At 61.1% G+C, this 24601-nt stretch carries 26 protein-coding genes; 5 read left to right on the forward strand and 21 right to left on the reverse strand.

Annotated elements, in window-relative coordinates:
• The first annotated feature begins 97 nt into the window (after window positions 1-97).
• From argB to BM234_RS11160, 3 genes are read left to right on the forward strand one after another with little or no spacing between them, the layout of a single operon-like run.
• Window positions 98-985: an acetylglutamate kinase gene (gene argB / locus BM234_RS11150; protein WP_175501257.1), complete on the forward strand. Its 888-nt coding sequence runs from the start codon at window positions 98-100 to the stop codon at window positions 983-985.
• Window positions 963-1622, forward strand: a complete 660-nt coding sequence (locus BM234_RS11155; protein ID WP_245752597.1) for a ferredoxin — start codon at window positions 963-965, stop codon at window positions 1620-1622. The genes argB and BM234_RS11155 overlap by 23 nt, the downstream gene beginning before the upstream one ends.
• A 9-nt stretch (window positions 1623-1631) precedes the next feature.
• The gene (locus BM234_RS11160) at window positions 1632-2123 is read left to right on the forward strand and encodes a SixA phosphatase family protein (RefSeq protein WP_092064681.1); all 492 of its coding nucleotides are present in this window, start codon (window positions 1632-1634) and stop codon (window positions 2121-2123) included.
• A 6-nt stretch (window positions 2124-2129) separates the two neighbouring features.
• On the opposite strand, the gene BM234_RS11165 is transcribed toward BM234_RS11160, so the two are convergent.
• From BM234_RS11165 to dapD, 20 genes are all read right to left on the reverse strand, one after another.
• On the reverse strand, window positions 2130-2900 hold the full coding sequence (locus tag BM234_RS11165; RefSeq protein WP_092064683.1) for an amino acid ABC transporter ATP-binding protein: 771 nt from the start codon (window positions 2898-2900) through the stop codon (window positions 2130-2132).
• Between the two features lie 10 nt (window positions 2901-2910).
• Window positions 2911-4200 (reverse strand): amino acid ABC transporter permease, encoded by a 1290-nt coding sequence (locus BM234_RS11170; protein ID WP_092064686.1) that lies wholly within the window; start codon window positions 4198-4200, stop codon window positions 2911-2913.
• Between the two features lies 1 nt (window position 4201).
• Window positions 4202-5416 (reverse strand): amino acid ABC transporter permease, encoded by a 1215-nt coding sequence (locus tag BM234_RS11175; RefSeq protein ID WP_092064688.1) that lies wholly within the window; start codon window positions 5414-5416, stop codon window positions 4202-4204.
• Between the two features lie 120 nt (window positions 5417-5536).
• Window positions 5537-6556 (reverse strand): amino acid ABC transporter substrate-binding protein, encoded by a 1020-nt coding sequence (locus BM234_RS11180; protein ID WP_092064691.1) that lies wholly within the window; start codon window positions 6554-6556, stop codon window positions 5537-5539.
• A 188-nt stretch (window positions 6557-6744) separates the two neighbouring features.
• Window positions 6745-7464 (reverse strand): ATP12 family chaperone protein, encoded by a 720-nt coding sequence (locus tag BM234_RS11185; RefSeq protein WP_092064694.1) that lies wholly within the window; start codon window positions 7462-7464, stop codon window positions 6745-6747.
• On the reverse strand, window positions 7457-8140 hold the full coding sequence (locus BM234_RS11190) for an HAD-IA family hydrolase (RefSeq protein WP_092064697.1): 684 nt from the start codon (window positions 8138-8140) through the stop codon (window positions 7457-7459). The genes BM234_RS11185 and BM234_RS11190 overlap by 8 nt, the downstream gene beginning before the upstream one ends.
• Complete coding sequence (locus BM234_RS11195) at window positions 8137-9183, reverse strand: RluA family pseudouridine synthase (RefSeq protein ID WP_092064700.1); 1047 nt, start codon at window positions 9181-9183, stop codon at window positions 8137-8139. Before BM234_RS11195 ends, BM234_RS11190 begins: the two co-directional genes overlap by 4 nt.
• The gene (gene crcB, locus BM234_RS11200) at window positions 9180-9557 is read right to left on the reverse strand and encodes a fluoride efflux transporter CrcB (RefSeq protein ID WP_092064703.1); all 378 of its coding nucleotides are present in this window, start codon (window positions 9555-9557) and stop codon (window positions 9180-9182) included. The genes BM234_RS11195 and crcB overlap by 4 nt, the downstream gene beginning before the upstream one ends.
• Window positions 9558-9601: 44 nt before the next feature.
• Entirely contained in the window at window positions 9602-10909 is a 1308-nt protein-coding gene (locus BM234_RS11205) for a replication-associated recombination protein A (RefSeq protein WP_092064706.1), read from the reverse strand.
• Window positions 10910-10913: 4 nt separating this feature from the next.
• Complete coding sequence (locus tag BM234_RS11210) at window positions 10914-12293, reverse strand: trypsin-like peptidase domain-containing protein (protein ID WP_092064709.1); 1380 nt, start codon at window positions 12291-12293, stop codon at window positions 10914-10916.
• Between the two features lie 64 nt (window positions 12294-12357).
• A complete protein-coding gene (locus tag BM234_RS11215) occupies window positions 12358-13044 on the reverse strand; it encodes a lysozyme family protein (RefSeq protein WP_092064712.1) in 687 nt (228 codons plus the stop codon).
• Window positions 13045-13183: 139 nt separating this feature from the next.
• Window positions 13184-13597 (reverse strand): 50S ribosomal protein L17, encoded by a 414-nt coding sequence (gene rplQ, locus BM234_RS11220; protein ID WP_092064714.1) that lies wholly within the window; start codon window positions 13595-13597, stop codon window positions 13184-13186.
• 159 nt (window positions 13598-13756) lie between these two features.
• Window positions 13757-14773, reverse strand: a complete 1017-nt coding sequence (locus tag BM234_RS11225; RefSeq protein WP_092064717.1) for a DNA-directed RNA polymerase subunit alpha — start codon at window positions 14771-14773, stop codon at window positions 13757-13759.
• A gap of 116 nt (window positions 14774-14889) precedes the next feature.
• Window positions 14890-15282, reverse strand: coding sequence for a 30S ribosomal protein S11 (gene rpsK, locus BM234_RS11230; RefSeq protein ID WP_092064722.1), 393 nt, complete (start codon window positions 15280-15282; stop codon window positions 14890-14892).
• A 14-nt stretch (window positions 15283-15296) separates the two neighbouring features.
• On the reverse strand, window positions 15297-15665 hold the full coding sequence (gene rpsM, locus BM234_RS11235) for a 30S ribosomal protein S13 (RefSeq protein WP_092064725.1): 369 nt from the start codon (window positions 15663-15665) through the stop codon (window positions 15297-15299).
• A 247-nt stretch (window positions 15666-15912) separates the two neighbouring features.
• Window positions 15913-16560 carry an adenylate kinase gene (locus BM234_RS11240; protein WP_092064728.1) on the reverse strand — a complete coding sequence of 216 codons (648 nt, stop codon included), beginning with the start codon at window positions 16558-16560 and terminating at the stop codon, window positions 15913-15915.
• 3 nt (window positions 16561-16563) lie between these two features.
• Window positions 16564-17931: a preprotein translocase subunit SecY gene (secY, locus tag BM234_RS11245; protein ID WP_092064731.1), complete on the reverse strand. Its 1368-nt coding sequence runs from the start codon at window positions 17929-17931 to the stop codon at window positions 16564-16566.
• A gap of 105 nt (window positions 17932-18036) precedes the next feature.
• Window positions 18037-18510, reverse strand: a complete 474-nt coding sequence (gene rplO, locus BM234_RS11250; RefSeq protein ID WP_092064734.1) for a 50S ribosomal protein L15 — start codon at window positions 18508-18510, stop codon at window positions 18037-18039.
• 439 nt (window positions 18511-18949) lie between these two features.
• Window positions 18950-19198 (reverse strand): GlsB/YeaQ/YmgE family stress response membrane protein, encoded by a 249-nt coding sequence (locus BM234_RS11255; protein WP_092064737.1) that lies wholly within the window; start codon window positions 19196-19198, stop codon window positions 18950-18952.
• A gap of 66 nt (window positions 19199-19264) precedes the next feature.
• On the reverse strand, window positions 19265-20098 hold the full coding sequence (dapD, locus tag BM234_RS11260) for a 2,3,4,5-tetrahydropyridine-2,6-dicarboxylate N-succinyltransferase (protein WP_092064740.1): 834 nt from the start codon (window positions 20096-20098) through the stop codon (window positions 19265-19267).
• Window positions 20099-20284: 186 nt separating this feature from the next.
• Here dapD and BM234_RS11265 point away from each other — a divergent pair, with 186 nt between their 5' ends.
• Both BM234_RS11265 and BM234_RS11270 read left to right on the forward strand, forming a co-directional pair.
• A complete protein-coding gene (locus BM234_RS11265) occupies window positions 20285-21277 on the forward strand; it encodes a TAXI family TRAP transporter solute-binding subunit (protein WP_092064743.1) in 993 nt (330 codons plus the stop codon).
• Between the two features lie 111 nt (window positions 21278-21388).
• Window positions 21389-23629: a TRAP transporter permease gene (locus BM234_RS11270; protein WP_092064746.1), complete on the forward strand. Its 2241-nt coding sequence runs from the start codon at window positions 21389-21391 to the stop codon at window positions 23627-23629.
• Between the two features lie 87 nt (window positions 23630-23716).
• On the opposite strand, the gene hemF is transcribed toward BM234_RS11270, so the two are convergent.
• On the reverse strand, window positions 23717-24595 hold the full coding sequence (gene hemF / locus BM234_RS11275; RefSeq protein WP_092064749.1) for an oxygen-dependent coproporphyrinogen oxidase: 879 nt from the start codon (window positions 24593-24595) through the stop codon (window positions 23717-23719).
• Window positions 24596-24601 lie beyond the last annotated feature (6 nt).

Below are 24601 nucleotides of genomic sequence, written 5' to 3' on the forward strand. Positions count from 1 at the left end.
ATCCGGTCTGTTTCGGCGAGATTTGCGGGGGTGCAAGCCTCTTGCGCAGCGGGCCGCCTTTCAGGATAAGCGGTCAAGACCGCGAGGATCACGAAAGATGAAGCCGAGAGACATGAACCGCGACTGGATCGCCACTGCACGCACCCTGAGCCAAGCCCTGCCCTATCTGCAGCGCTACTCCGAGGCCGTTGTCGTCATCAAGCTCGGCGGTCACGCCATGAGCTCTCCCGAGGCGATGGACGAATTCGCCCGTGACGTGGTGCTGATGCGGCAAGTTGGCGTCAACCCCGTGATCGTTCATGGCGGCGGGCCGATGATCAATGCCATGCTCGACAAGCTTGGGATCGAATCGACCTTCGTACGGGGGAAGCGCGTGACCGATGCCGCGACCGTCGAGGTCGTGGAGATGATCCTCTCGGGCTTGGTCAACAAACAGATCGTGCAAGCGATAAACCGCCAAGGTGGCAAGGCCGTTGGCCTGTCGGGCAAGGATGCGGATCTGATGATCTGCGAGCAGACGGATCCCAATCTTGGGTTCGTCGGAACCCCTGTCGAGGTTCGCCCGCAAATCCTCCAGGATCTATTCCAGAACAACACCATCCCCGTCATCGCGCCACTGGGTGCAGGCCGCGAGGGCGAGACCTTCAATGTGAACGGAGACACCGCAGCAGGCGCCATCGCGGGGGCGCTGAAGGCAGACCGGCTTCTGCTCCTGACAGATGTCAGCGGCGTGAAGGATGACAGCGGCGACGTTGTAACCGACCTTACCGAGGGCCAGATCCGGGCGATGATCGCCGACGGCACTATCGCGGGTGGTATGATCCCCAAGACGGAAACCGCGCTCGAGGCGATTGCGGGCGGCGTTCGCGCCGTGGTGATTCTCGATGGGCGCGCCCCCAACGCCTGCCTTCTTGAGTTGTTTACAGAGCATGGCGCGGGTTCGATCATCCGCTCAGAGGCCAGTGCCGCCGCGCAGCGCACCTGAAGACCTCATCCTCGGGGAGCCGGTCCCTCGGGGACTGCGGCTCTTTGGGGGGTTTTCACCCACAGTTCACGATCTTGTCCCGGGTGGCACGCGGGTTATTCTGCTACTCGCCCCGCAGGAGCCGGAGTTCTGGTCCGTGCTCCGGGCCTCCGATGAATACGGTGATGGTATGGCTGATCCATTGGATCGTTGGTCCCGGCGCGTCATCGGCAACTGGGCTACGGATCTGGGCGGCACGGCACTCTTCCCCTTCGACGGCCCGCCCTACCGACCATTCGTCACTTGGGCCTTCGCCACGGGACGGGCCTTTCCATCGCCCCTTGGTCTTGCCATGGACCGGGCCGCTGGATTGTTCCTGAGCCTGCGCGGCGCGGTCGCCCTACCCGTCCCAGTGCCCCTGCCCGAGGCACAAGTTTCACCCTGCGCCAGTTGCGCCGGGCAACCCTGCAAATCGGCCTGCCCTGTCGGGGCCTTTCAAAGCGAAAGCTATGATGCGTCGGCCTGCCGAGAATGGACGCGGAGTGTGCCCGGAGCGGCGTGCCGCCATGGTGGATGCGCGGCGCGGCGGGCCTGCCCCTTCAGCGCCCGGCGCCTCCCTGAGCAATCAGCGTTTCACATGACAACATTTCTCGAATAGCATTCACCCATGACGCTCCGCCTGATCCTTATGCGCCATGCAAAATCCGACTGGTCGGGTGATCTTACCGACCATGATAGATCCTTGAATGCTCGGGGCCGTGCCTCGGCAGAGGCCTTGGGAAATTGGCTGAGGGAAAAGCGTATTACGCCGGGGGAAATCCTGTGTTCCTCCGCACGTCGAACTGTTGAAACACTAGAGCGGCTCAACCTGAACGGCGGCCATACGAACCTCAGCGATGTACTCTACCTCGCCGAGGCGGAAACGCTGCTACATGCGATCCGGAAGGGTGTATCGGAGACTCAGCTTCTGCTCGCCCACAATCCCGGCATCGGAGAGTTGGCAAACCACATTCTGGATCGCCCGGTCAAACATCCACGCTTCAACGCCTATCCAACCGGGGCGACCCTTATTGCGACCTTCGACTCCGGCACGTGGGAAGAGGTCCGCCCCGGTTCGGGACCGGTCGAACACTTCACCGTCCCGAGGGAACTAGTCTGAACCGGATCAATGACCGAGTATCTGGCTGAGGAACAACTTGGTCCGCTCCGACTTGGGATTGTTGAAGAATTCCTCAGGCTCGTTCTGCTCGACGATTTGCCCCTGATCCATAAAGATGACCCGGTTCGCGACCTGCCGTGCAAAGCCCATCTCATGCGTCACACAGATCATCGTCATGCCTTCTTCGGCAAGGCTCACCATCGTATCGAGCACTTCCTTGATCATCTCCGGATCAAGCGCCGAAGTCGGCTCATCAAACAGCATGATCCGTGGCATCATGCAGAGAGAGCGTGCGATTGCGACCCGCTGTTGCTGCCCCCCTGACAACTGTCCGGGGTATTTGTTGGCTTGATCCGGGATCTTCACCTTTTCGAGGAAATGCATGGCCGTCTCTTCGGCCTCCCGCTTGGGCGTCTTGCGCACCCAGATTGGCGCGAGCGTGCAGTTCTCAAGAATGGTCAGGTGCGGGAAAAGGTTGAAGTGTTGAAACACCATGCCGACCTCGGAGCGGATCTTGTCGATGTTCTTCAGGTCGCTCGACAGCAGCGTCCCATCCACGACGATCTTGCCCTTCTGGTGCTCTTCCAGAGCATTGATACAACGAATGAGCGTGGATTTCCCCGAACCGGACGGGCCAGCGATGACGATCCGCTCCCCTGCATAGACGGTGAGGTCGATGTCGCGCAGGACGTGAAACGTCCCGTACCATTTGTTCATGCGTTGGATCGAGATCGCGACCTCGTCGGAAACGTGCATCTGTGGTGCGGTGTCGGCCATGGTCAGCCCCCTAGCGATGATCGGTCCGAAGCTCACGCTCCAGCCATTGTGAATATTGAGAGATGCCGTAGCAGGTGACAAAGAACAGAAGGCCCGCTGCGAGGAACAACTCCCAGTAGACCCCATTCCACTCTTGCGAACTGGAAATCGGCCCGCGGATCATGCCGACCAAGTCGAACATGGAAATGACCGAGACGAGCGTGGTGTCCTTGAAGAGGCCAACCGCTACGTTCACGATCCCCGGGATGGATATCTTGAGGGCCTGTGGCAGAATAATCAGGCGCATGGATTGCGCATAGTCGAGCCCGAGACTGTTTGCCGCCTCGTACTGGCCGCGCGGAAGGGCTGCGAGCCCGCCCCTGATGACCTCGGCGATATAGGCCGAGGCAAACATCGTGATCATGATGATGACCCGTAAGATAAGGTCAAAGTTTGTCCCCGGCGGCAGGAAATAGGCCAGCACAACGTTCGCCACGAAAAGCAAGGTAATGAGCGGTACGCCACGGATGAATTCGATGAAGACGACGCAAATCCATTTGATGATCGGCATTGAGCTCTGGCGTCCGAGGGCCAGCGCGATCCCGAAGGGAATGGAGAGCGATACGCAAACCGTCCCGAGGATCAGGTTCAGCATGAAGCCACCGATCTCTCGCGATTCCACAGGTTCTATCGCGAGTATCCCTTCGACGGGGAGGTATCCCGAGAGGATCCAGAAGGCGAGCGCGGCGAACAGTCCACCGAAGAACCCGAGGGCAAAACTCTGTGCCACCAGTTTCGTGTAGACGAAGTACCCCACCACAAATCCTGCGAGCGCGAGCACAGGTGTCAGCAGCGATCCCCCCCAAATGAGGAAAAAGGCGATGAACGGGTAGAGCGCCGTGAAGATGAGCATCTTGGACGGGACGTATTTCTGGAACAACACCGGCGCGATTGCCACAAACAACAGCAGAAACGCTGCGAGCGGGCGCCAGTAGAGTTCAGAAGGATACTGGAAGCCGAAGAGCAACTGGTTCCAGCGCTCGGACAGCACTGCGAAGCAGGCGCCGGTCTCGCCTGCCAAGGCCTCCCGGCAATCGGAAAGGCTGGACCCGGACCAGACGCCATTCGCCAACCAAGGCACCACTGTCAGCGCGATCTGGATGACGACCACAAAGACGAAAATGGTCATCACCGTGTTTATGGTCGAGGAAAAGAAGTTCTGGCGGACCCATTTCGCTGCGCCCCGTTCCGACGCCGGGGGCGGTGCTTCTGGAAGCATTTTGGAGCGGACGAATGCGAACTGAGCGTGCGTGTCGGACATCTCAGCGCTCCTTCAGTTTCATGGCGTTGTTATAGGCGTTCATGATCGCCGAGATCCCGAGCGATATGGCGAGATAGAACAGCATCAGCAGCAGGATGGCCTCAATAGCGCGCCCCGTTTGGTTCAGGGTGATCCCACCAAGCGTCCCGGTGATGTCCATGTAGCCCACGGCGATGGCGAGGGAGCTGTTCTTGGTCAGGTTCAGGTACTGCGAAATGAGCGGCGGGATGATCACGCGCAGCGCTTGGGGCAGGATGACGAGGTTCATGATGCGGCGCGGACGCAGCCCAAGAGCGGCGGCGGCTTCAGTTTGCCCGGCGGATACCGCCTGAATGCCCGCGCGCACGTTTTCAGCCACGAAGGCACCTGTATAGATCCCCAGCGCAAGCCAAAGCGCGATCAGGGAGCCGCGAATTTGCACCCCACCTTGAAAGTTGAACCCTTTGAGTTCGGGGATCTCCCATCCTATGGGCATCCCGAGGGCGAAGTAAACGAGCAAGGCAGGCAGAAAAAGAATGCCGAGCGTTGGCCAGAATGTCGGAAGCAATTTGCCCGTATTGAAGAGCAGATTGCGCGCATAGCGCCGATAGAAAAAGACACCCACGATCGAGAGCAGAAACACGGCAAAGACGATACCGCTTCCGTTTTCGAGGATAGGTTTGGGAATATAGACCCCGCGGTTCGTCAGCGCGATGATGCCGAAAAGTGGGCTAGCTTCAGGATCCTCACCGCGGAAAGCCCTCGGGGCCGGCATCGCGGCGGCCATGATCGCAAAGATGATCAGGATCCAGATGAAAACGGGGATATTGCGGAAGATCTCGACGTACACCGACATCAGCTTGCGCAGGAGCCAGTTCGGAGACAACCGCGCCACACCCGCGAGCACCCCGAGTATGGTCGCCGTGATGCACCCGAGGACCGAGACGATAAGCGTGTTGAGCACTCCGACGATGGCGGCGCGCATATGCGTCGATTGACTGTCGTAGGGAATAGGGCGCTGGTTGATGTCGTACCCGGCAGGTTCGCCGAGGAATTTATAACTGATATTCTGACCTTGATCCGCAAGGTTCGTCACAAGGTTGGACGCCAGATATCCGAAAAGCAGCAGCAGCAGGACGAGCGCGATGAACTGAAGCGTGTAAGAGCGATAGCGCGTGTCGTTCAACAGCATGGAAAGCCGGAACGACTCCCGAGGGGGGTCGCTGAGGGTGGTCATCCTGAAGTTCCCTGTTTGACGGCCTTTGTGGTGGGGTCTCTTTGCCCCGGGGCCTTTGCGAAACGTCTGTTGGCCAGAAGCGAAGAAGGCGCGGGATGATCCGCGCCTTCTTCGTCGTGTTTAGCGGAACGGCGGCGAGTAGATGAGACCGCCTTCGGTCCATTGCGCGTTGAGACCGCGCGCGAGACCGATCGGGGTGTTCTCACCGATGTTCTTTTCGAAGAGCTCACCGTAGTTGCCAGCCGCGGCGATGGCGTTGACGGCCCAGTCGGATTCAAGGCCGATCATCTCACCAAGGTTGCCTTCGGTACCGAGCAGACGGTTCATCTCCGGGTTGTCGGTTCCTGCTTCGGCGAGTTCCTTGACGTTGGCGGAGCTGATGTTCAGCTCTTCTGCTGCGACCAGCGCATTCAAGGTCCAGCGAACGATGTCGCCCCATTCGCTGTCGCCGTGACGAACCAGCGGTCCAAGCGGCTCCTTGGAGACGATCTCGGGCAGGATGACGTGATCGGACGGATTCTCAAACGTCGCTCGAACGGCCGCGAGGCCGGAGGCGTCGGTCGTGTAGGCGTCGCAAGCCCCGGCGAGGTACTGCTGCTGGGCTTCGTTGTCCGTTTCGATCGGAACGGGCTCGTAGTCCATGTTGTTCTTGCGGAAATAGTCGGCAAGGTTGAGTTCAGTGGTCGTCCCCGTCTGGATACAGATGGTCGCGCCGCCAAGCTCCTTGGCGGACGTGACGCCAAGCTCCTTGGGCACCATGAAGCCCTGACCATCATAGTAGTTGATGCCGACGAATTCGAACTTGAGGTCCGTATCGCGGCTGAACGTCCATGTCGTGTTCCGTGCCAGAACGTCGATCTCGCCGGACGCCAGCGCGGTGAACCGCGTCTTGCCCGTGGTCGGTACGAACTGAATCGCGGTCGGATCGCCAAGAACAGCGGCAGCAACTGCGCGGCAAACGCCGACGTCGAACCCTTCCCACTCTCCGTTGGCATTGGGCGACGCAAATCCGACGAGGCCGGTATTCACCCCACAATTGAGCGACCCGCGTGCCTTCACATCCTCAAGCGTCGTGGCCGCCGCCATGCCCGCCGCCATTCCGGCGACTGCAACGGTGCCAAGAAATACCGTTTTCCTCATGTATACCTCTTCCTGATTGGCCGTTCTGTCCCAAACGGCTTAGCCGGCTCTAGGAGCCGGATTGTTATGCGAAGGCTTCATCCCCCTTCAGTGCGGTGAGTTTGGGCGAAAATAATTGCGCAGGTCAAGGCTTTCAAAGCGCTTTTTGACGATAGGTTATGCAACCGATGCGAAATCGGGCAGTGCCTTTAGATCGCCGAAGGGCGGTGCAAATCGAGAAAGCGACGCGCTTGCAGAAAGTCGTTTTGTTTCAATGCTCTTGTCGCGTCCGCTTCCTCATCTGCGCCCCAGACTTCGCGCTGATAAATCTCGTCCACCAGAGAGCGATTCCAGAGATCCTCCGCCTCCAGGTGACGTTCCGTCACGGCAAGACCGATGATCAGCGACCCCGACAAGGTGACCACCTCGTTCAACGCAGTCAGTTCAAACGGATCGTGGCGACGCACTTCTGCGGCGAGGCGATCAATGCTCTCTTGGGGCTGTGGCTGATACATGACGCCGGGCATCGCATGCAAACGCGCGCCAAACCGATCCGCAGCCCACTCCAGGAGCGGATCCCATGCCTCGCTCTGACGAAGTGCGAGCGTTTCGGGTGCCACCGCCCGATAGCACAAAAGATCGGTTTCACCATAACTGGCAAGCAGCGCGGCGACATCGTCAAACTGTGGCACGACCTTATCGACGGTGGCATTGGCGGCACGGGTGACCGGCATCGAGAGCGGGTTGATCTTTTCGTCCTGCGCATCCCATTCCGCCGCAATGGCCGCTGCCATCTGCTGCGACGGGACAACGAGCGGTGCCTTTGCCGGTGTCCGAACGGGGCGGCCGTCAAGCTGCACCGTGAACCCATCGGCCTTTGCTATGACCTCTGCCGTTTTCCAGAACCGTTTCGCCGCCCATTCACTCATATGCTACGTTCCAGATCTGGTCGATCGCGGGCAAAAGCTCCGCAAAGTCGTGAATTACCCGGTCTGCCAATGCGAGGCTTTCGACCGCATGATATCCCCAGCTCACCCCAATCGCAGCCACACCGGCGGATCGCGCCATTTCCATGTCAAAGCTGGTATCGCCGATCATGATCGCCTGTTCCGGCCCAACGCCCGCTTCGGCCAATGCGGCTTGGAGCATTGCGGGATGCGGTTTCGAAGGATGAAAATCACAAACCTGCCGCGTGACGAAAAAATGCCCCAGATCATGCCCTTCCATCAGCACATCCAGCCCGCGTCGTGATTTGCCCGTGGCCACCCCGAGCAGCGTGTGGGGACGTGCGTGCAGCGCCTCGATCGCGCTGCGCGCGCCGGGATAGAGCGGTGACGTTTCCGAAATGACCGACTTCGCCCTTAGGCTGGCGTAGCTGTCGCGGTAGGTGGCCACCATGTGGGTGTGTTCGGCGGCGCTGCACTGAGGGGCCAGACGCGGGATGGCAATTTCCAGTGAAAGCCCCACAATCGACAGGACATCGGCTCGGGTTGGTGCGGGTGCGCCAACCGAAGCAAACGCAGCGCCCATCGCCGCCACGATATCGCCTTGGCTGTCGACCAGCGTTCCGTCGACGTCGAAAACAACCAGCTTCAGTTCGCTCATAGATCTTCCTCAAAGGGATCGGCAGGCACATCGCCGGGCAACCATTCCAGATAGTCCCATGTGCGTTTCATATGGTCCGGCAAGGGGGCCGTCAGTTGCAGCACTGCGCCAGTCACCGGGTGTTTGAGGGTCAGCGAGCGCGCATGAAGATGCAGCTTGCGGCTGACCTCTCCGCCGAGTTGTGCGCCCCAGCCATCGCCAAGGTTCTCTTGACCGGAACCGCCATATTTGCCGTCTCCAATAATTGGATGGCCCAGTTCCGCCATATGCGCGCGAAGCTGGTGGGTGCGGCCGGTGATCGGGACAAGCGCGACCCATGCCGCGCGCCGCCCGAGTGGAGCGAGCACGGCATAGTCAGTGGTTGCAGCCTTGGCGCCGGGGGTGGCGTCGATCTCACGGGGATGAACGCAGATCATCTTTTCCGCTTCACCCTTCGCCCCGTGTCCGGGGGCTTTGACCAATCCGTATCGGATCGTGCCCATCTGGGGGGTCGGCACGCCCGCGACGGCGGCCCAATAAATCTTGCGCGTAGCACGGTGGCGGAAGGCCGTGGTCAGGTCAGCGGCGACCGCGCGCGTGCGAGCCATGATCAGAACCCCGGAGGTATCCTTGTCCAGCCGGTGCACCAGCCGTGGCTTTTCCTCCGACCCGAACCGCAGCGCATCGGCAAGACCGTCCACATGCCGGGTCAGCTTGCTGCCCCCTTGCACGGGAAGGCCCGGCGGCTTGTTGAGCGCAATGATATGATCGTCGCGAAAGATCACACAGTTTTGGATCATCTCCGCGTCGGCGTCACTGACCCGCTGTACCTGCACCACGGGGCGATCATCGCTTTTCTCCGGCATGGGCGGCACGCGCACCTGTTGGCCGACCAAGAGCCGCGTATTGGCCTTCACCCGTCCGCCATCGACCCGCAGATCCCCCTTGCGGCACATCTTTTCGATGCGCCCCTGCGTTACGGCGGGAAACAGGCGGCGAAGCCAGCGATCGAGCCGTTGGTCGGCATCCGCCGGGGAAACCGTAATCGTTTGAACACCGCTCATGACAGAACTCCACGCGACAAAAGAATTCCAAGCGCGAGCGCCGCAATCGAACCCAGAATGGAGAAGATGACATAGGCCATGGCCTGTACCGGCTCCCCCCGCTCAAACAGGGTCACCGTTTCCAGCGAGAAGGCCGAGAATGTCGTGAAGCCGCCAAGCAGGCCGGTCATCACGAAGGGGCCAAGGTAGGTCAGCCCGCGCTCGGCCGCGACCACGACGAACACGCCCATCAGAAAGGAGCCGAGGACATTGACCGAGAGGACCCCGAGCGGAAAGCTTCCGCCCCAGATCCGTGCGATCCCGATCCCGCTGAGAAAGCGCAGGCTGGCACCGATGGCGCCTCCGGCAGCGACGGAGAGAAGGCTTGTAAACATGGCTTCCTGTCGCGCGGAGGGCGCCGCTTGTCAAGCCGCCGCCCTCAGGACTCGCGCTTGAGACGGAGCTTGGCGAAGTAGTCCATCCGCTTCTTCAGGTCTCGCTCGAACCCCCGCTCCACCGGAGCGTAAAGCGCAGGGCGCGCCATGCCTTCCGGGAAGTAGTTCTGGCCTGAGAACCCGTCTTCGGCGTCGTGGTCATAGGCGTAGCCCTGGCCATATCCCTGCTCGCGCATGAGCGAGGTAGGCGCATTCATGATATGCTTCGGCGGCGGCTCGCTTCCGGTTTTCTTGGCCGTGGCTCTGGCCCCCTTATAGGCGGCATAGCCTGCATTCGATTTGGGGGCCAAGGCGAGGTAAATGAGCGCCTGTGCCAGTGCCAGTTCGCCTTCGGGACTTCCCAGACGCTCATACGTCTCCCAACTCTGGAGGCAGATCGCCTGTGCCTGCGGATCGGCAAGGCCGATATCCTCCACAGCCATGCGGGTGATGCGGCGGGCGAGATAGCGGGGATCTTCGCCCCCTTCGAGCATCCGTGCAAACCAGTAGAGCGCGGCTTCGGGATCTGATCCCCGCACCGATTTGTGCAGCGCACTGATGAGGTTGTAGTGCGCATCGCCTGATTTATCGTATTGCGCGGCACGGCGCATCAACCGCGCGGACAGCCCCTTGGTATCCAGATCGCCCTCGATCTTCCACGCGCTAACCTGCTCGATGAGATTGAGCAGGGCCCGCCCGTCACCGTCCGCCATCTCCAGCAGGGCCTCTCGGGCGTGCGCATCAAGGGGCAACGTCTTGCCCAGTTCCTGCTCCGCCCGCGAGGCGAGGCGCTCCAATTCCGCGAAATCGAGACGTTCCAGCACCAGCACCTGCGCCCGGGACAGCAAGGCGGCGTTGAGTTCAAAGGACGGATTCTCCGTCGTTGCCCCCACGAGCAGGATGGTTCCGTCCTCCATATGCGGCAGGAAACCGTCCTGTTGCGCCTTGTTGAAGCGGTGGATCTCATCAACGAAGAGCAGCGTCCCCTGCCGGTTTGCATGCCGGTGCTTTGCCGCGTCGAACACTTTGCGCAGTTCCGGTACGCCCGTGAAAATCGCGCTGATCTGTACGAAGTGCAGATCCGTCTCATCCGCGAGTAAGCGCGCGATCGTCGTCTTCCCCACGCCCGGCGGCCCCCAGAAGATGAGCGACGACAAGCTCCCCGAGGCGAGCATCACCCCAAGCGGCGCATCCGGCCCCAGAACCTGATCCTGCCCGATGACCTCGCCAATTGCCTTCGGACGCAAACGGTCGGCCAGCGGGCGCGGCCCGGCCTGCGTCGAAGGAGTGGATGTTTCAAACAGATCCGCCATGCGGTCAGAGCCTGACCTGAAATGAAAGCCGCCGTCCATCCCGTTCGATCAGAATGGAAACTGCCCGGCCATAGGCGGCAAGCAATCCGGGAACATCCGCGGGCTGGCGAACCTCCGCACCGTTTATCGCGACGATATGATCCCCCGGACGCAACCCGAGCCGTGCGCCAATCGGACCGGGCTCCCACACGATGACGCCTTCGGCAGGCTGACGCTGGCCGAGTTCGCCCAGCAATGCCGGGTTGGAATTCGCGACTAGCAATCCCGCGAGCGGTAGCCGGGCGGGAACCTGTACCTCATCCCGTGCGGGAACCTCGGGGGGCGCGATCAGCGGGACGTGCAAGGTTTCACGTTCCCCTTCGCGGATACGCTCCACTCCGATGCGCGCACCCGGCCCGCGCACCGCCATGTGGTATTCCAACTCCGCCTCGGTGCTGACCTCCTGCCCTTCCACCGTGGCCAGAATATCCCCGGACATGAAGCCCGCTTCGGCAAAGGGGCTAGAGGGGTGAAGCTCTGCAATTGCGATCCCCTCGGGGAAATCCAGACCCATCGCGGCCGCCAGATCGGAGGTGACGGGCTGGGCACTCAGGCCGCTCCACGGGCGTTCGAACCGCTTCTTGCCCGCGCGCGCCTGATCGACGAAGCGCGCCACGAGGTTGGCAGGAATGGCGAAACCAATCCCATTGGAGCCGCCGGAGCGGGTCAGGATGGAGGTATTGACCCCGATCAAGCGGCCGGCATTGTCGATCAGCGCCCCGCCCGAGTTGCCGGGATTGATCGGAGCGTCCGTCTGGATGAAATAGCCGCGCGCGGATCCCGTGGCCGTTCCGGACCGCGCAAGCCCCGAGACGATCCCGCTGCTGACAGTCTGGCCCACACCAAACGGGTTGCCGATCGCAAGCACCAACTCACCAACCTCCACCTCATCGCTGTCACGCAGGGGCAGGACGGGCATGTCGACCGCCCCGTAAAGCTGCAATATGGCAAGGTCGGCCTCCTCGTCGGCCAGCAGCACCTCGGCGCCGTATTCCCGCCGATCGTTCAGCACCACCCGGATATCCGTTGCATCGCCAACAACATGGTAGTTCGAGACGACAATCCCGTCGCTGGAGAGTATCACGCCCGATCCCAACGAATTCTGCACACGAGGGCGCGGGGCGCTGAAGCTACGAAAAAACTCACTGAAAAACGGATCATCGCGCAGGGGAGAGCGGCGCCCCTCAACCACCCTTCGGGCATAGATGTTCACGACCGCTGGCGCCGCCTGCTTGACCAGTGGGGCAAAGCTGAGAGCAATCTCAGAGCGCCCTGCCGGGACCTGTTCGGCCCAGCCCTGGAGCGGGACCAACAGGCTCAGGATCAGGCATGTCACGCGGATCATCCGGACCTCCGTCTTGCTACGGGGCCAGATATGCGCAAGCCGCGCACTGATTGCAAGGAAAGGGTCAGTCGGGGAAGATATCCGCCATTTGCCGGGAAAAATGCGCGCGAGTCATCCCTGCCGAATTGCCCGCGTATCCTTCGTAATACGACCCCCCAGATGCCGTCGGCAGCCCGGCCCAGATCTTGGCGAGATTGTCCATGAAGCTATCGCGATCAAGCTCCCCCGCCTGAAAGGCCGTGAACCCTGCTTCGCGCAGCAATTGGTCAGCAAAGCGGTCCTGCACCTTCGGAGAAAAGCGTTCCTTGGGGTCAACGCCCAGCGTTTTGACCAGACGCCGCAGGGTCTTGGGGATGAGTTGATAGCGCCCGATGGCATGATGCTGTCCCGGAGTGGCGCGGATCCAGTCATAGATTTCCGCGATCGTCAGATCGGAGGGGCGCCTTGGCGGTTTGATACGTGCAGCGAGTTGCACAGCATCATAACCCGCCTTCCCCGCCTCTACGCTGGCGATCAGGGTTCTGAGCCGCTCCACATGCGGGCTCGATCGCTTCATGGGCTGAAAGATACTCGCACCCGCACGCCCGACGAAAAGGCTCGAACCGCTGGTTGAGATGATCGGAGTGTCCGGGGCTGCCAAGGGAGCCGGGGCCGCCTCTCGCCGGAAATAGGTATCGCGGAACAGCGCCTGCGCACTCGCGGTTTCAGCGAGGAGTATCAACAAGAGGAGGATCGGCAATCTGACAGTCATTCCGGCCTTCTGGCGCTAGAGCAGTTGCCGAAGACTGGCCCGTCATGGTTGATATTTCGTGTGCGCCTAGCGGAAAATGAAAAACCCCCACTCGGCTTATGCCGAATGGGGGTCTAAACCGTTGAGGAGAGAGCGGATCTTATTCCGCGTCTTCGGCCTCAAGGCGGGCCTTGTCGGCGGCGCCTTTCGCGTCGACATCGCGGTCGACGAATTCGATGATCGCCATGGGTGCCATGTCGCCGTAGCGGAATCCGGCCTTCAGGATGCGGACGTAGCCGCCCTGACGCTCAGCATAACGGGGCCCGAGGACCTCGAAGAGCTTCTCCACATAGGCGTCCTGCTTGAGGCGCGACGCGGCGTTGCGGCGTGCGTGCAGATCGCCGCGCTTGGCGAGCGTGATGAGCTTTTCCACGATGGGGCGAAGTTCCTTCGCCTTGGGCAGCGTGGTCTTGATCTGCTCATGTTCGATGAGCGAGCCGGCCATGTTGGCAAAGAGCGCCTTGCGGTGCTCGTGGGTGCGGTTCAGGCGGCGGTAGCCTCGTGCGTGACGCATTTGATGGTCTCCTAGCTTTTATGCTTTGTCCGGGGCTCCATGCGTTGCGGAACCCTCTCCTTGGGGCGGGATTGCCCGAATTTGCCGGTATGACAAACGTTTGACTTGTGTATGACACCCGTATGCCACCTGCGACATACGGGTGCCAGAAGGACGCCCTTAAAAGGCGTCTTCGAATTTCTTGGCCAGATCCTCGATGTTGTCCGGCGGCCAGTCCTCGACGTCCATCCCGAGGTGCAGCCCCATGCCGGAGAGCACTTCCTTGATCTCGTTGAGCGACTTGCGGCCGAAGTTCGGGGTGCGGAGCATCTCGGCTTCGGTCTTCTGGATCAAATCGCCGATATAGACGATGTTGTCGTTCTTCAGGCAGTTCGCGGAACGCACCGACAGTTCCAACTCGTCGACCTTCTTGAGCAGGAGCGGGTTGAACTCCAGCCCGTCTTCGTCGTCCTGACGGGTTGCCGATTCCGGCTCGTCGAAGTTGACGAAGATGGACAGCTGATCCTGCAGGATCCGCGCGGCATAGGCCACGGCATCTTCTGCAGTAACGGAGCCATCAGTTTCGATCTTCAGCGTCAGCTTGTCATAATCGAGCACCTGCCCCTCGCGGGTCGGCTGCACGTCATAAGCGACCTTCTTGATCGGCGAATAGATCGCGTCGATCGGGATCAGGCCGATAGGTGCATCTTCGGGTTTGTTGCGGTCGGCCGCGACATAGCCCTTGCCGGTGTTGACCGTCAGCTCGACATAGAAATCCGCACCTTCATCAAGGTGACAGATCACGTGATCCTTGTTGAGGATCTCGATGCCGGCGCTTTCAGTGATCTCGGCCGCGGTGACAACACCGGGGCCCTTTGCGTTGATCGACAGCCGCTTGGGTCCCTCGACCTCCATCTTCAGGCAGACGCCCTTGAGGTTGAGGATGATGTCGGTGACGTCTTCGCGAACGCCCGGCACGGAGGAAAACTCGTGCAGCACGTTGTCGATCTGTACGGAGGTGATGGCTGCCCCTTGCAGGGAGCTCATGAGCACGCGACGCAGCGCGTTGCCCAGCGTCAGGCCGAAGCCCCGCTCAAGCGGTTCGGCAACCACGGTTGCCTGCCGGGTCGGATCGTTGCCCGGCTTGATGTCAAGCTGTGTCGGCTTGATCAGCTCGGCCCAGTTCTTATGGATCATGCGTCCCTCCATTCCTGCTTCTGCCCCATGTCCAAAGGCGAGAAGCGCCCGAGGTTAAATGACGACAACGGGGGCCGGTGCACAGCACTGGCCCCAGTCGGTAGTGGTCTGTTTGATCAGACGCGACGGCGCTTCGGCGGACGGCAGCCGTTGTGCGCCATCGGGGTCACGTCACGGATGGACGTGATGTTGAAGCCCGCAGCCGCGAGAGCGCGAAGTGCGGATTCACGACCCGAACCGGGGCCCTGAACTTCGACTTCGAGCGTCTTGACGCCATGTTCCTGCGCCTTTTTGCCCGCATCTTCTGCGGCCATCTGAGCGGCGTAGGGTGTCGACTTCCGGGAGCCCTTGAACCCCATCGTGCCAGCGGACGACCATGCGATCGCATTGCCCTGCACGTCGGAGATCAGGATCTTGGTGTTGTTGAACGAGCTGTTCACATGCGCCACGCCTGCGGCGATGTTCTTGGAGACCTTCTTCTTGCCTCCACGACGAGTATCGCGTGCCATTGTCTAAGCCTCCCTTACTTCTTCTTGCCGGCAATGGCCTTCGCGGGGCCTTTGCGGGTACGAGCGTTGGTGTGGGTCCGCTGACCGCGGACGGGGAGGTTGCGACGATGACGCAGGCCGCGGTAGCAGCCGAGGTCCATCAGGCGCTTGATGTTCATCTGCGTCTCACGGCGCAGGTCGCCTTCGACGGTGAAGTTCGCGTCGATGTGCTCGCGCACGGCCAGAACTTCGGAATCCGACAGCTCATTCACGCGGCGCGACGGGTCAATACCCACGGCTTCGCAAATGGACTTGGCGGAAGCCTGGCCAATTCCGGTAATATAGGTGAGTGCGATCGGCACCCGTTTGGCAGTCGGGATGTTTACGCCGGCGATACGTGCCACGTGTCACTTTCCTTTCGTTGCGGTTCCGTAGCTCCAGAACCTTTTTTCACAACGTAAGCCCGAGGCAGGTGCCTGCGAGCCGCAGCTGATGTTGATCGATCCTGATACTCGGGCGCACCCGAACAGAATCACGTCTCTTGCGGAGATAGCGTTGGCTATGGAATTTTGACCGGTGCGTCAACCCGGAATTAAGCTCTGCGTGGAAAGGCGCGAAAGGGCGCGGAATCGGCCCTTTCGGCATTCATGATCACTCAGCGAGCGCCGCATCGATCCGGCTTGCGACTTCACCGATTTCGCCCAGACCATCGAGGGTCTGAAGATCGCCCTTCGCGTGGTAGTACCCCACCAGCGGCGAGGTCTGCTTGTAGTAGGCAAGCAAGCGGGTCTTGAGGCTTTCTTCGTTGTCGTCAGCACGGCGCTTGAATTCGGTTCCGCCGCATTTCGCGCACTTGCCGTCGTCCGGGATCGGCTTGGTGATGTCGTTATACACCTCGCCGCAGGTACCGCAGGTGGAACGCGCCGTGATCCGCGCTACGAGCGCATCATCGTCAACCCGCATCTCCAGAACCGCGTCCAGCGTCTCGCCCAACTCACTCAGCAAATTGCTGAGCGCGTCGGCCTGGGCCAGGGTGCGGGGGAAGCCGTCGAAAATATAGCCGCCCTTGGCATCGCCCGCCTGAAGCTTCTCACGGATCAGGCCGATGACGATCTCATCCGTCACCAGATCGCCACGATCCATCACATCGGCGACGACCTTGCCCATCTCGGTCCCGGAACTCCGCGCGTCGCGCAGCATGTCCCCGGTGGAAAGCTGGATCATGTCACGCTGCTCGACGAGTCTGCGCGCCTGTGTGCCCTTGCCCGCTCCGGGGGGGCCGAGAAGAATGATGTTCATGTGTTAGCGACGTCCCGTGTTGCGTTTGCCGCGTCTTTTCCCGCCCGAGCGGCCGCGCAGCTGTGATTTTTCGATCAGACCTTCGTATTGGTGCGCCAGCAGATGTGATTGCACCTGTTGGATGGTATCCATCGTAACACTGACAACAATTAGCACCGAGGTGCCACCAAAATAGAACGGGATCGCCAACTCGGCGCGCAGGATCTCCGGCAGCATACAGACCAGAGCGAGGTAGCCTGCACCCAAAACCAGAACCCGGTTTACCACGTATTCGAGATACTCGGCCGTCCGCTTGCCCGGACGGATGCCCGGCACGAACCCGTTCTGGTTCTTGAGATTGTCCGCCACGTCCTCTGTCTTGAAGGAGACGTTATGCGTGTAGAAATAGGCGAAGAAGACGATCATCGCCGTGAAGAACAACAGGTACAGCGGCTGTCCGGGACCGAAATAGGCGAGGATGGTCGACATGACCGGCCCGGTTTGGGAGCCGCTGAACGTGGCCAGCGTGGTCGGCAGCAGCAGCAGCGACGAGGCAAAGATCGCCGGGATCACGCCCGCCGGGTTCACCTTGACCGGAAGGTGGGACGAGCCACCGTCATAGACCTTCATCCCCACCTGACGGCGCGGATACTGGATGTGGATCTTGCGCAGCGCCCGCTCCATGAAGACCACGAAGGCGATCACGGCAACAATCATGACAAGCACGCCGATGATCACTGCCGGTGAAATCGCACCCGAACGGCCGCTTTCAAAGAATTGCGCCATTGCCGCAGGAACCTCGGCGATGATGCCGACGAAGATGATGAGCGAGATGCCGTTGCCGATACCGCGCGCGGTGATCTGTTCACCCAGCCACATGAGGAACATCGTGCCCCCCACCAGCGTGATCACGCAGGCCGTCAGGAAGAACCAGCCGGGATCGTGGGCCAGATCGCCGGCCTGCAGGCTGACGGCAAGGCCATAAGCCTGGAAGGTGCCCAACAGCACGGTGCCGTAGCGCGTGTACTGGTTGATCTTCTTGCGTCCCTGCTCCCCTTCCTTCTTGAGTTGCTCAAGGGCGGGGACCATGGAGGCAAGAAGCTGAATGATGATCGAGGCGGAAATATAAGGCATGATCCCGAGGGCAAAGATGCCCATGCGGCTGATCGCACCGCCGGTGAACATGTTGAGGATGCCCCCGATTCCGGCAGACGCCTGATCCATGAATTCGCGCAACGCGCCCCCGTCGATCCCCGGCACCGGGATATAGGTGCCGAGTCGATAAACGATCAGCAGGCCGAGGGTGAAGAGGATGCGGTTGCGAAGGTCGGTTGCCTTGCCAAGGGCGGCCCAGCTCGTGTTGGCCGCCATTTGCTCTGCTGCAGATGCCATTCGCCGGTCTCTTTCATGCAAGCGCCGCCGGGCCGGTCTTCCGGCCGGCGGCGTCTTTGGAAAACTCGAGGTTATGTAAGCGGCTCAGGCGCCGCTCACAACTCCTTATTCCGCAGCGGGTGCCGAAGCGACCGTCAGCGTACCGCCAGCTTTCTCAACCGCATCGACCGCGGATTTCGACGCGCCGGTGACATCAAGGGTCACTTTTGCGTTGAATTCACCCTTGGCGAGGATGCGCACACCGTCGAGTTTGCGGCGAACGAGCCCGCTCTCCACGAGCGCGTCTTCGGTGATCGCAGCGGAGGCGTCGAGTTTCTTGGCGTCGATGAACTTCTGGATGAGGCCGAGGTTCACAACAGCGAATTTCTTACGGTTGGGCTTGTTGAAGCCACGCTTCGGAAGGCGCTGGTAGAGCGGCATCTGGCCACCCTCGTAGCCATTGATCGCCACACCCGAACGGGATTTCTGACCCTTGATACCGCGCCCTGCGGTCTTGCCCTTGCCGGAGCCGGGGCCGCGGCCGACGCGCTTGGCCTTTTTGGTCGCGCCGTCATTATCACGAAGTTCGTGCAGTTTCATGTCGCTTCTCCTTTGCCGGATGCGGCCCCCAGCGACGGATGGGCCGACCACGGCGTTGATGATGGAATCGTGGCCCGGACGGCCACCGGGCGCGTATAGACGGCAGGGGTGACGGGATCAAGGGGTGTGCTCTTGATGCTTGGGCGGCGCAGGACCAAGCTCACACAACAAAGAACGGGGATAGAAGTTTGTCAGCGCACTCTTCCCGAGCAGCTAGGGCGCTAAGCTATCGCGGAATGCTCGCGGTATTTGTCGGGATACCTGTCGCGCTTCAGGGTTTCTGTTCGCCGCTGGACACGGTTTCGTCACTAAAGCGATCATTCATGATTTTCGCGCATATGCCCGCCTCATTGGCGCGCTCTGAACGGTAGCTTGAAAATGAAAAGGGGCCGTCGCATCCAGCCAGATGGACAGCCCCTTCGCGTGTCAGGCGTATGCTTCAGCGTTTGATCGCGCGCCAGCCGGCAATGAGGACGCACGCCCCGATCAGGCCGACGATCAGTTGGGCAAGCCATGTGCCCGATGCGTTGATCCCGAGAATTCCCAACAGGAAATTCGCCACGATCGCGCCGATGATCCCCAGAATGATATTTGTGAAAAGGCCGGTGTCGGCCTTCATGATCATGCTGGCGATCCATCCTGCCAACCCGCCGACGATGATCGCCGCAAACCAACCTAGTCCTTGCATCTTAACCCTCCGGTTTTCGCTGTCTCTCGTGGCATAGTATGGGGCGCGGTGCGATCCCGGCAAGGTTCAGTCGCGCAGCAGCTCGTTGATGCCCGTCTTGGAGCGGGTTCGCTCATCCACGCGCTTGACGATTACGGCGCAGTAGAGGTTTAGGTTGTTCTTGGTTGGCATGGAGCCGGAGACCACCACCGAATAGGGCGGCACTTCGCCCATGAAGACCTGACCGGTTTCGCGGTCAACGATCTTGGTGGACTGCCCGAGATAGACACCCATGCCCAGAACGGAGCCCTCGCGGACGATGACGCCCTCGACCACCTCGGAGCGTGCCCCGATGAAGCAGTTATCCTCGATGATCGTCGGGCCCGCCTGCATCGGTTCCAGCACGCCGCCGATACCGACACCGCCCGAAAGGTGCACGCCCTTGCCGATTTGTGCGCAAGAGCCGACGGTGGCCCATGTATCAACCATGGTCCCCTCGCCCACATAGGCGCCAAGATTGACGAAAGAGGGCATCAGAACCACGCCCGGCGCGATATAGGCCGATTTGCGGACCACGGCATTGGGCACCGCGCGGAAGCCCGCCGCGCGCCATTGGTTGTCGCCCCAGCCCTTGAACTTGCTGTCGACCTTGTCCCACCAGCCGCCGCCCTGGGGCCCGCCGGATTGTTGCTCCATGTCCTTGATGCGGAAGCCGAGCAGCACGGCCTTCTTGGCCCATTGGTTGACGTGCCAGTCCTGCCCGCGCTTTTCCGCGACGCGCAACTGCCCGCTGTCGAGTGCGTTCAGCGTGTCCTCGATGGCTTCGCGCGTCTCACCGCCCGTGCTGGGGGTGATCTCATCGCGGGCCTCCCAAGCGGCTTCGATGGCGGTCTCAAGTTGGGCGTTGGTTGCGGTCGTCATGTCGGTCCTCCTGCATTCGGTTGGCCGCCCTATAGCCGCCCTACTCGCGCCGCACAATCCGCACGCGGACGTCACGGCAGCCGCCGCGCACCGGGGCAGGCGGCCCTTTTTCCTTGTAAGCATCGCATTGTTCAATACTCTGCCCCGAGACGAAAAGGTAAGTTTCGCATCATCTGGGAGGATTGCATGAAAATCACCAACACGCTTATCGCGGCAACCGCCGTCGCCGGGCTGGCCGGGACCGCGTTCGCAGAAGCGCACATGGACCGCGACGGTTGGCCCGAAAGCTTCACCGTCGGCACGGCATCGCAGGGCGGCACGTACTTCGCCTATGGCTCTGGCTGGGCCAACCTTGTTGCAGAAGAGCTTGGCATTTCCGGCGGCGGCGAAGTGACCGGCGGCCCCATGCAGAACATGGCGCTGGTCCATACGGGCGATGCGCAGTTCGGCATGACGACCATGGGCCCCGCGAAAGAGTCGCTCGACGGAACGAACCCGATCGCTCCGGGCCTCCAGATGACCGGCGCCTGCGCGATGTTCCCGATGTATCAGACGCCCTTCTCCGTCACGGCGCTGTCGTCATCAGGCATCGAAACGATTGCCGACATTCCGGACGGGGCCAAGATCGGCTTCGGTCCAGCGGGATCGACTTCGGACACCTACTTCCCGCGCATGATGGACGCGCTCGGCGTCAACTACGACCGGCGCAATGGCGGGTGGTCCGATCTCGGGGGGCAGCTTCAGGACGGTTTGCTCGACGTCATCGCCTTTGCGGCGGGTGTACCAGTTCCGGCGGTCAGCCAGCTCGAAGTGCAGACGGACGTGAACATCATCGAATTCACCGAAGAGGAACAGGCGACCTTGCTCGGCGAATTCCCAGTGTCCGAATTCGATATTGCCGCCGATACCTACACCACGCTTGAGGCCCCTGCCCGCTCTGTCTCGATGTGGAATTTCTCGATCGCCAACTGCGACCTTCCGGAGAGTTTCGTCAACGCCGTGGTCGACATCGTCATGTCCGACAACGAGCGCATGGTGAACATCCACCGCGCGGCGGCGAGCACACTTCCGGAGAACTGGGACAAGAACAAGGTTCTCAAGTGGCACCCCGGTGCGGCCCGCTGGTTCAAGGAAAACGCCGGCGCCGACATTCCGGATGACATGATCCACGGAATGTAATTCGCACATTGATCAGACTTATATCGGGGCCGCTTTTCGATGGGAATGCGGCCCCGACGTCTTAAAGACGCGACACAAGACGCAAGGCGGCGACGCCGCGGAGGGACAAACATGGTTCAGAGCACCGGTGATCAAGACGGGGTCGTCATGGCCGAAGGCGTCGACGAGGAGCCCATCGAAAGCAATCGCCGGATGTTCGACGGGTGGCGCATGGTCTTCATCTTCGCCTTCGCGGCACTCTATGCCGCGTTCCATATGGCGGCGCTCAATGGCCTGTCGATCTATGAATGGACCGGGGTTTCCGTCCCTCTCCTCCCGACCTTCCCGATGGAGACATGGAATTTCCGCATCGTTCACGTGGCCGGGGCCCTTTCCCTTGGCTTCCTGCTCTTTGCCGGGCGGGAGACTTTCCCCGAACCGGGCAAAGGGGAAACACCGTTTCTCGGCTACATCTCCTATGCGCTGATGATCCCCGCGATCCTGTCACTCGGCGCGGCGATCTCCTTCGCGCTCGATATTGAATCCGGAACCATGTGGAACGGAATGGACGCGGGCATCAAATCTCGGGAGACGTGGCTGTTCGGCGTACCTCTGATCGCGGCAACCGGTGGAGGGATCGTGGTATCATGGTTGCACGGGCGGCACCGCTCGGGGTTCGCCGCGCCGGATGTTCTGCTGCTGATTTGCGCAGTCACCGTCGCCACGTATCTCATCACGATCTACGGCACCTTGATGCGAAACTCGACCGGAACGCCCTTCGCACCTATCGGTATCTCCATCGCGGCAGTCGCCGGGACCGCTCTGATCATGGAATTGACCCGCCGCATGGCGGGGCTTGCGTTGATCATCATTGCGGGGATCTTCCTTGCCTATGTTTTCGCTGGGCAATTTCTCCCCGGTTTTCTGAATTCACCTGCCATCACGTGGCAGCGGTTCTTCTCGCAGGTGTACACGGATGCTGGCATCCTCGGGCCGACTACCGCGGTATCCTCTACCTACATTATCCTCTTCATCATCTTCGCGGCCTTCCTGCAGGCCTCCAAGGTGGGGGACTACTTCGTCAACTTCGCCTTTGCAACGGCTGGTCGCGCACGGGGCGGCCCTGCAAAGGTGGCGATCTTTGCCTCTGGCCTGATGGGCATGATCAACGGCACCAGCGCAGGTAATGTCGTCGCCACGGGCTCGCTCACCATCCCGCTGATGAAGAAGGTGGGGTATCACAAAAAGGTCGCGGGCGCGGTAGAGGCCGCGGCCTCCACCGGCGGGCAGATCATGCCCCCGATCATGGGCGCCGGGGCCTTCATCATGGCCGAAATCACCGGCATTCCATACACTGACATTGCCGTCGCCGCGATCATCCCCGCCGTGCTCTATTTCGTTTCCGTCTACTTCATGGTGGATTTCGAAGCGGCGAAACTCGGCATGCGCGGCATGCGTGAGGATGAACTGCCGAATTTCCGCGAACTGGTGAAAAGGGTCTATCTGTTCCTGCCGATCATCATCCTGATCTACGCCCTCTTCATGGGCTACTCGGTGATCCGGGCGGGCACGCTTGCGACCCTGTCGGCGGCGGTCATCTCATGGCTCACCCCATTCCGTATGGGATTGCGCGAGATTGCCAAGGCCTTTGAAATCGCCGGGGTCATGTCGATCCAGATCATTGCCGTCTGTGCCTGTGCCGGCATCATCGTCGGCGTGATCTCCCTGACCGGGGTGGGCGCACGGTTCTCGTCCTTGCTCCTCGGGCTGGCCGAAGCCTCTCAACTGCTCGCCCTCTTCTTTGCGATGTGCATCGCGATCCTGCTCGGAATGGGGATGCCCACAACAGCGGCCTATGCCGTTGCCGCGTCAGTGGTGGCTCCGGGGCTGGTCCAGCTCGGCATTCCGCATCTCACGGCGCATTTCTTCGTATTCTACTTCGCGGTGCTGTCTGCGATCACGCCGCCGGTTGCCTTGGCAAGCTATGCGGCGGCGGGGATATCAGGGGCGAACGCGATGGAAACCTCCGTCGCCTCGTTCAAGATCGGTATCGCGGCCTTCATCGTGCCGTTCATGTTCTTCTACAATTCGGCTCTGCTGATGGAGGGCACCTGGCTCGAAGTGATCCCTGCGGGCATTACGGCAATCGTGGGCGTCTTCCTGCTCTCCTCCGGGGTTCAGGGCTGGTTCCTCGGGGGCAGAGCGGCATGGTACATCCGGCTTGCCGTCATCATCGCTGCGTTGCTCATGATCGAAGGTGGCTTGCTTACGGATCTGTTTGGTATCGCCGTGGCGGGCGGCGCGTTCCTCGTTCAAAAGTACCTCAGACCGGATCCAGAGACGCCCCTTCCAGTGCGCGGTACCGCGGATTAAAGCGCGTCATACGTGGCGGTCACTGGCCCGGTGACCGCCACGATGTGACAGTTCCGGCACTGTCCAAGCCTGCGAACCGCCGGGCGCTCAAATCCACTTCGCGAGGGGGGGCAAGCTCATCAAGACCGCATCGGGATCGTGCCCCGTCTCCAGCCCGAATTTCGTGCCGCGATCATAGACAAGATTGTATTCGGCATAGAGCCCGCGGTGGACAAGCTGTATCTCTCGTTCCGCCTTGCCCCAATCCAGTGCTTGGCGCCGCTCCACCAGCGGCAGGTAGGCGGGTAGAAACGCGCGCCCGATATCACGCGTCAGCGCGAAATCGGCATCCCAATCACCACTGCAGTGATCATCCATAAAAATGCCGCCCACACCGCGGGCGCGTTTGCGGTGCGGAATGTAGAAATACTCGTCCGCCCACGCCTTCAGCCGGGGATAGAACCCATCACCATGCGGATCGAGATGCGCCTTTTGAACGGCGTGGAAATGCTCGGTATCCTCGGGGTATTCGATACAAGGGTTGAGGTCGGAGCCGCCACCGAACCACCATGCATGGGGGGTCCAGAACATCCGCGTGTTCATGTGCACTGCTGGTGCATGAGGGTTTTGCATATGGGCCACAAGGCTTATCCCCGAAGCCCAGAAACGCGGATCTTCGGCCATGCCCGGAATGCCCTTGCGCGCGGCCATCGCGACCTGTGCCCGATCCCCGAGACGTCCGTAGACCTCCGAGACGTTCACGCCGACCTTCTCGAAAACCCGCCCGCCGCGCAGCACGCTCATCAACCCGCCGCCTGTGTCGGAGCCATCCTCGGAGGCGCGCCGGGTTTCGCGCACATCGAACTTCACCGGATCGCTATCCCCGGCAGCCTCGGCTTCGAGTGTCTCGAAGGCGGCGACAATCTCATCCCGCAGGCTGTGGAACCACTCGGCGGCCTTGCGCCTTTGTTCGGTAAGCTCGGTCATCTCGGG

The organism is Poseidonocella pacifica, assembly GCF_900111875.1.
Taxonomy (GTDB): Bacteria; Pseudomonadota; Alphaproteobacteria; order Rhodobacterales; family Rhodobacteraceae; genus Poseidonocella; species Poseidonocella pacifica.

Bases quoted from the DNA above. Each gene is read 5' to 3' on its own strand.
- BM234_RS11270 (WP_092064746.1), top strand. From the start codon at position 21,389: ATGGTTCAGAGCACCGGTGATCAAGACGGGGTCGTCATGGCCGAAGGC.
- BM234_RS11165 (WP_092064683.1), bottom strand. From the start codon at position 2,900: ATGGCCGACACCGCACCACAGATGCACGTTTCCGACGAGGTCGCGATC.
- BM234_RS11190 (WP_092064697.1), bottom strand. From the start codon at position 8,140: ATGAGCGAACTGAAGCTGGTTGTTTTCGACGTCGACGGAACGCTGGTC.
- BM234_RS11175 (WP_092064688.1), bottom strand. From the start codon at position 5,416: ATGACCACCCTCAGCGACCCCCCTCGGGAGTCGTTCCGGCTTTCCATG.
- rplQ (WP_092064714.1), bottom strand. From the start codon at position 13,597: ATGCGTCACGCACGAGGCTACCGCCGCCTGAACCGCACCCACGAGCAC.
- BM234_RS11170 (WP_092064686.1), bottom strand. From the start codon at position 4,200: ATGTCCGACACGCACGCTCAGTTCGCATTCGTCCGCTCCAAAATGCTT.
- BM234_RS11240 (WP_092064728.1), bottom strand. From the start codon at position 16,560: ATGAACATCATTCTTCTCGGCCCCCCCGGAGCGGGCAAGGGCACACAG.
- secY (WP_092064731.1), bottom strand. From the start codon at position 17,931: ATGGCATCTGCAGCAGAGCAAATGGCGGCCAACACGAGCTGGGCCGCC.
- BM234_RS11180 (WP_092064691.1), bottom strand. From the start codon at position 6,556: ATGAGGAAAACGGTATTTCTTGGCACCGTTGCAGTCGCCGGAATGGCG.
- BM234_RS11195 (WP_092064700.1), bottom strand. From the start codon at position 9,183: ATGAGCGGTGTTCAAACGATTACGGTTTCCCCGGCGGATGCCGACCAA.
- rplO (WP_092064734.1), bottom strand. From the start codon at position 18,510: ATGAAACTGCACGAACTTCGTGATAATGACGGCGCGACCAAAAAGGCC.
- BM234_RS11185 (WP_092064694.1), bottom strand. From the start codon at position 7,464: ATGAGTGAATGGGCGGCGAAACGGTTCTGGAAAACGGCAGAGGTCATA.
- BM234_RS11225 (WP_092064717.1), bottom strand. From the start codon at position 14,773: ATGATCCATAAGAACTGGGCCGAGCTGATCAAGCCGACACAGCTTGAC.
- argB (WP_175501257.1), top strand. From the start codon at position 98: ATGAAGCCGAGAGACATGAACCGCGACTGGATCGCCACTGCACGCACC.
- dapD (WP_092064740.1), bottom strand. From the start codon at position 20,098: ATGACGACCGCAACCAACGCCCAACTTGAGACCGCCATCGAAGCCGCT.
- BM234_RS11255 (WP_092064737.1), bottom strand. From the start codon at position 19,198: ATGCAAGGACTAGGTTGGTTTGCGGCGATCATCGTCGGCGGGTTGGCA.
- BM234_RS11210 (WP_092064709.1), bottom strand. From the start codon at position 12,293: ATGATCCGCGTGACATGCCTGATCCTGAGCCTGTTGGTCCCGCTCCAG.
- rpsK (WP_092064722.1), bottom strand. From the start codon at position 15,282: ATGGCACGCGATACTCGTCGTGGAGGCAAGAAGAAGGTCTCCAAGAAC.
- hemF (WP_092064749.1), bottom strand. From the start codon at position 24,595: ATGACCGAGCTTACCGAACAAAGGCGCAAGGCCGCCGAGTGGTTCCAC.
- crcB (WP_092064703.1), bottom strand. From the start codon at position 9,557: ATGTTTACAAGCCTTCTCTCCGTCGCTGCCGGAGGCGCCATCGGTGCC.
- BM234_RS11215 (WP_092064712.1), bottom strand. From the start codon at position 13,044: ATGACTGTCAGATTGCCGATCCTCCTCTTGTTGATACTCCTCGCTGAA.
- BM234_RS11265 (WP_092064743.1), top strand. From the start codon at position 20,285: ATGAAAATCACCAACACGCTTATCGCGGCAACCGCCGTCGCCGGGCTG.
- BM234_RS11160 (WP_092064681.1), top strand. From the start codon at position 1,632: ATGACGCTCCGCCTGATCCTTATGCGCCATGCAAAATCCGACTGGTCG.
- BM234_RS11205 (WP_092064706.1), bottom strand. From the start codon at position 10,909: ATGGCGGATCTGTTTGAAACATCCACTCCTTCGACGCAGGCCGGGCCG.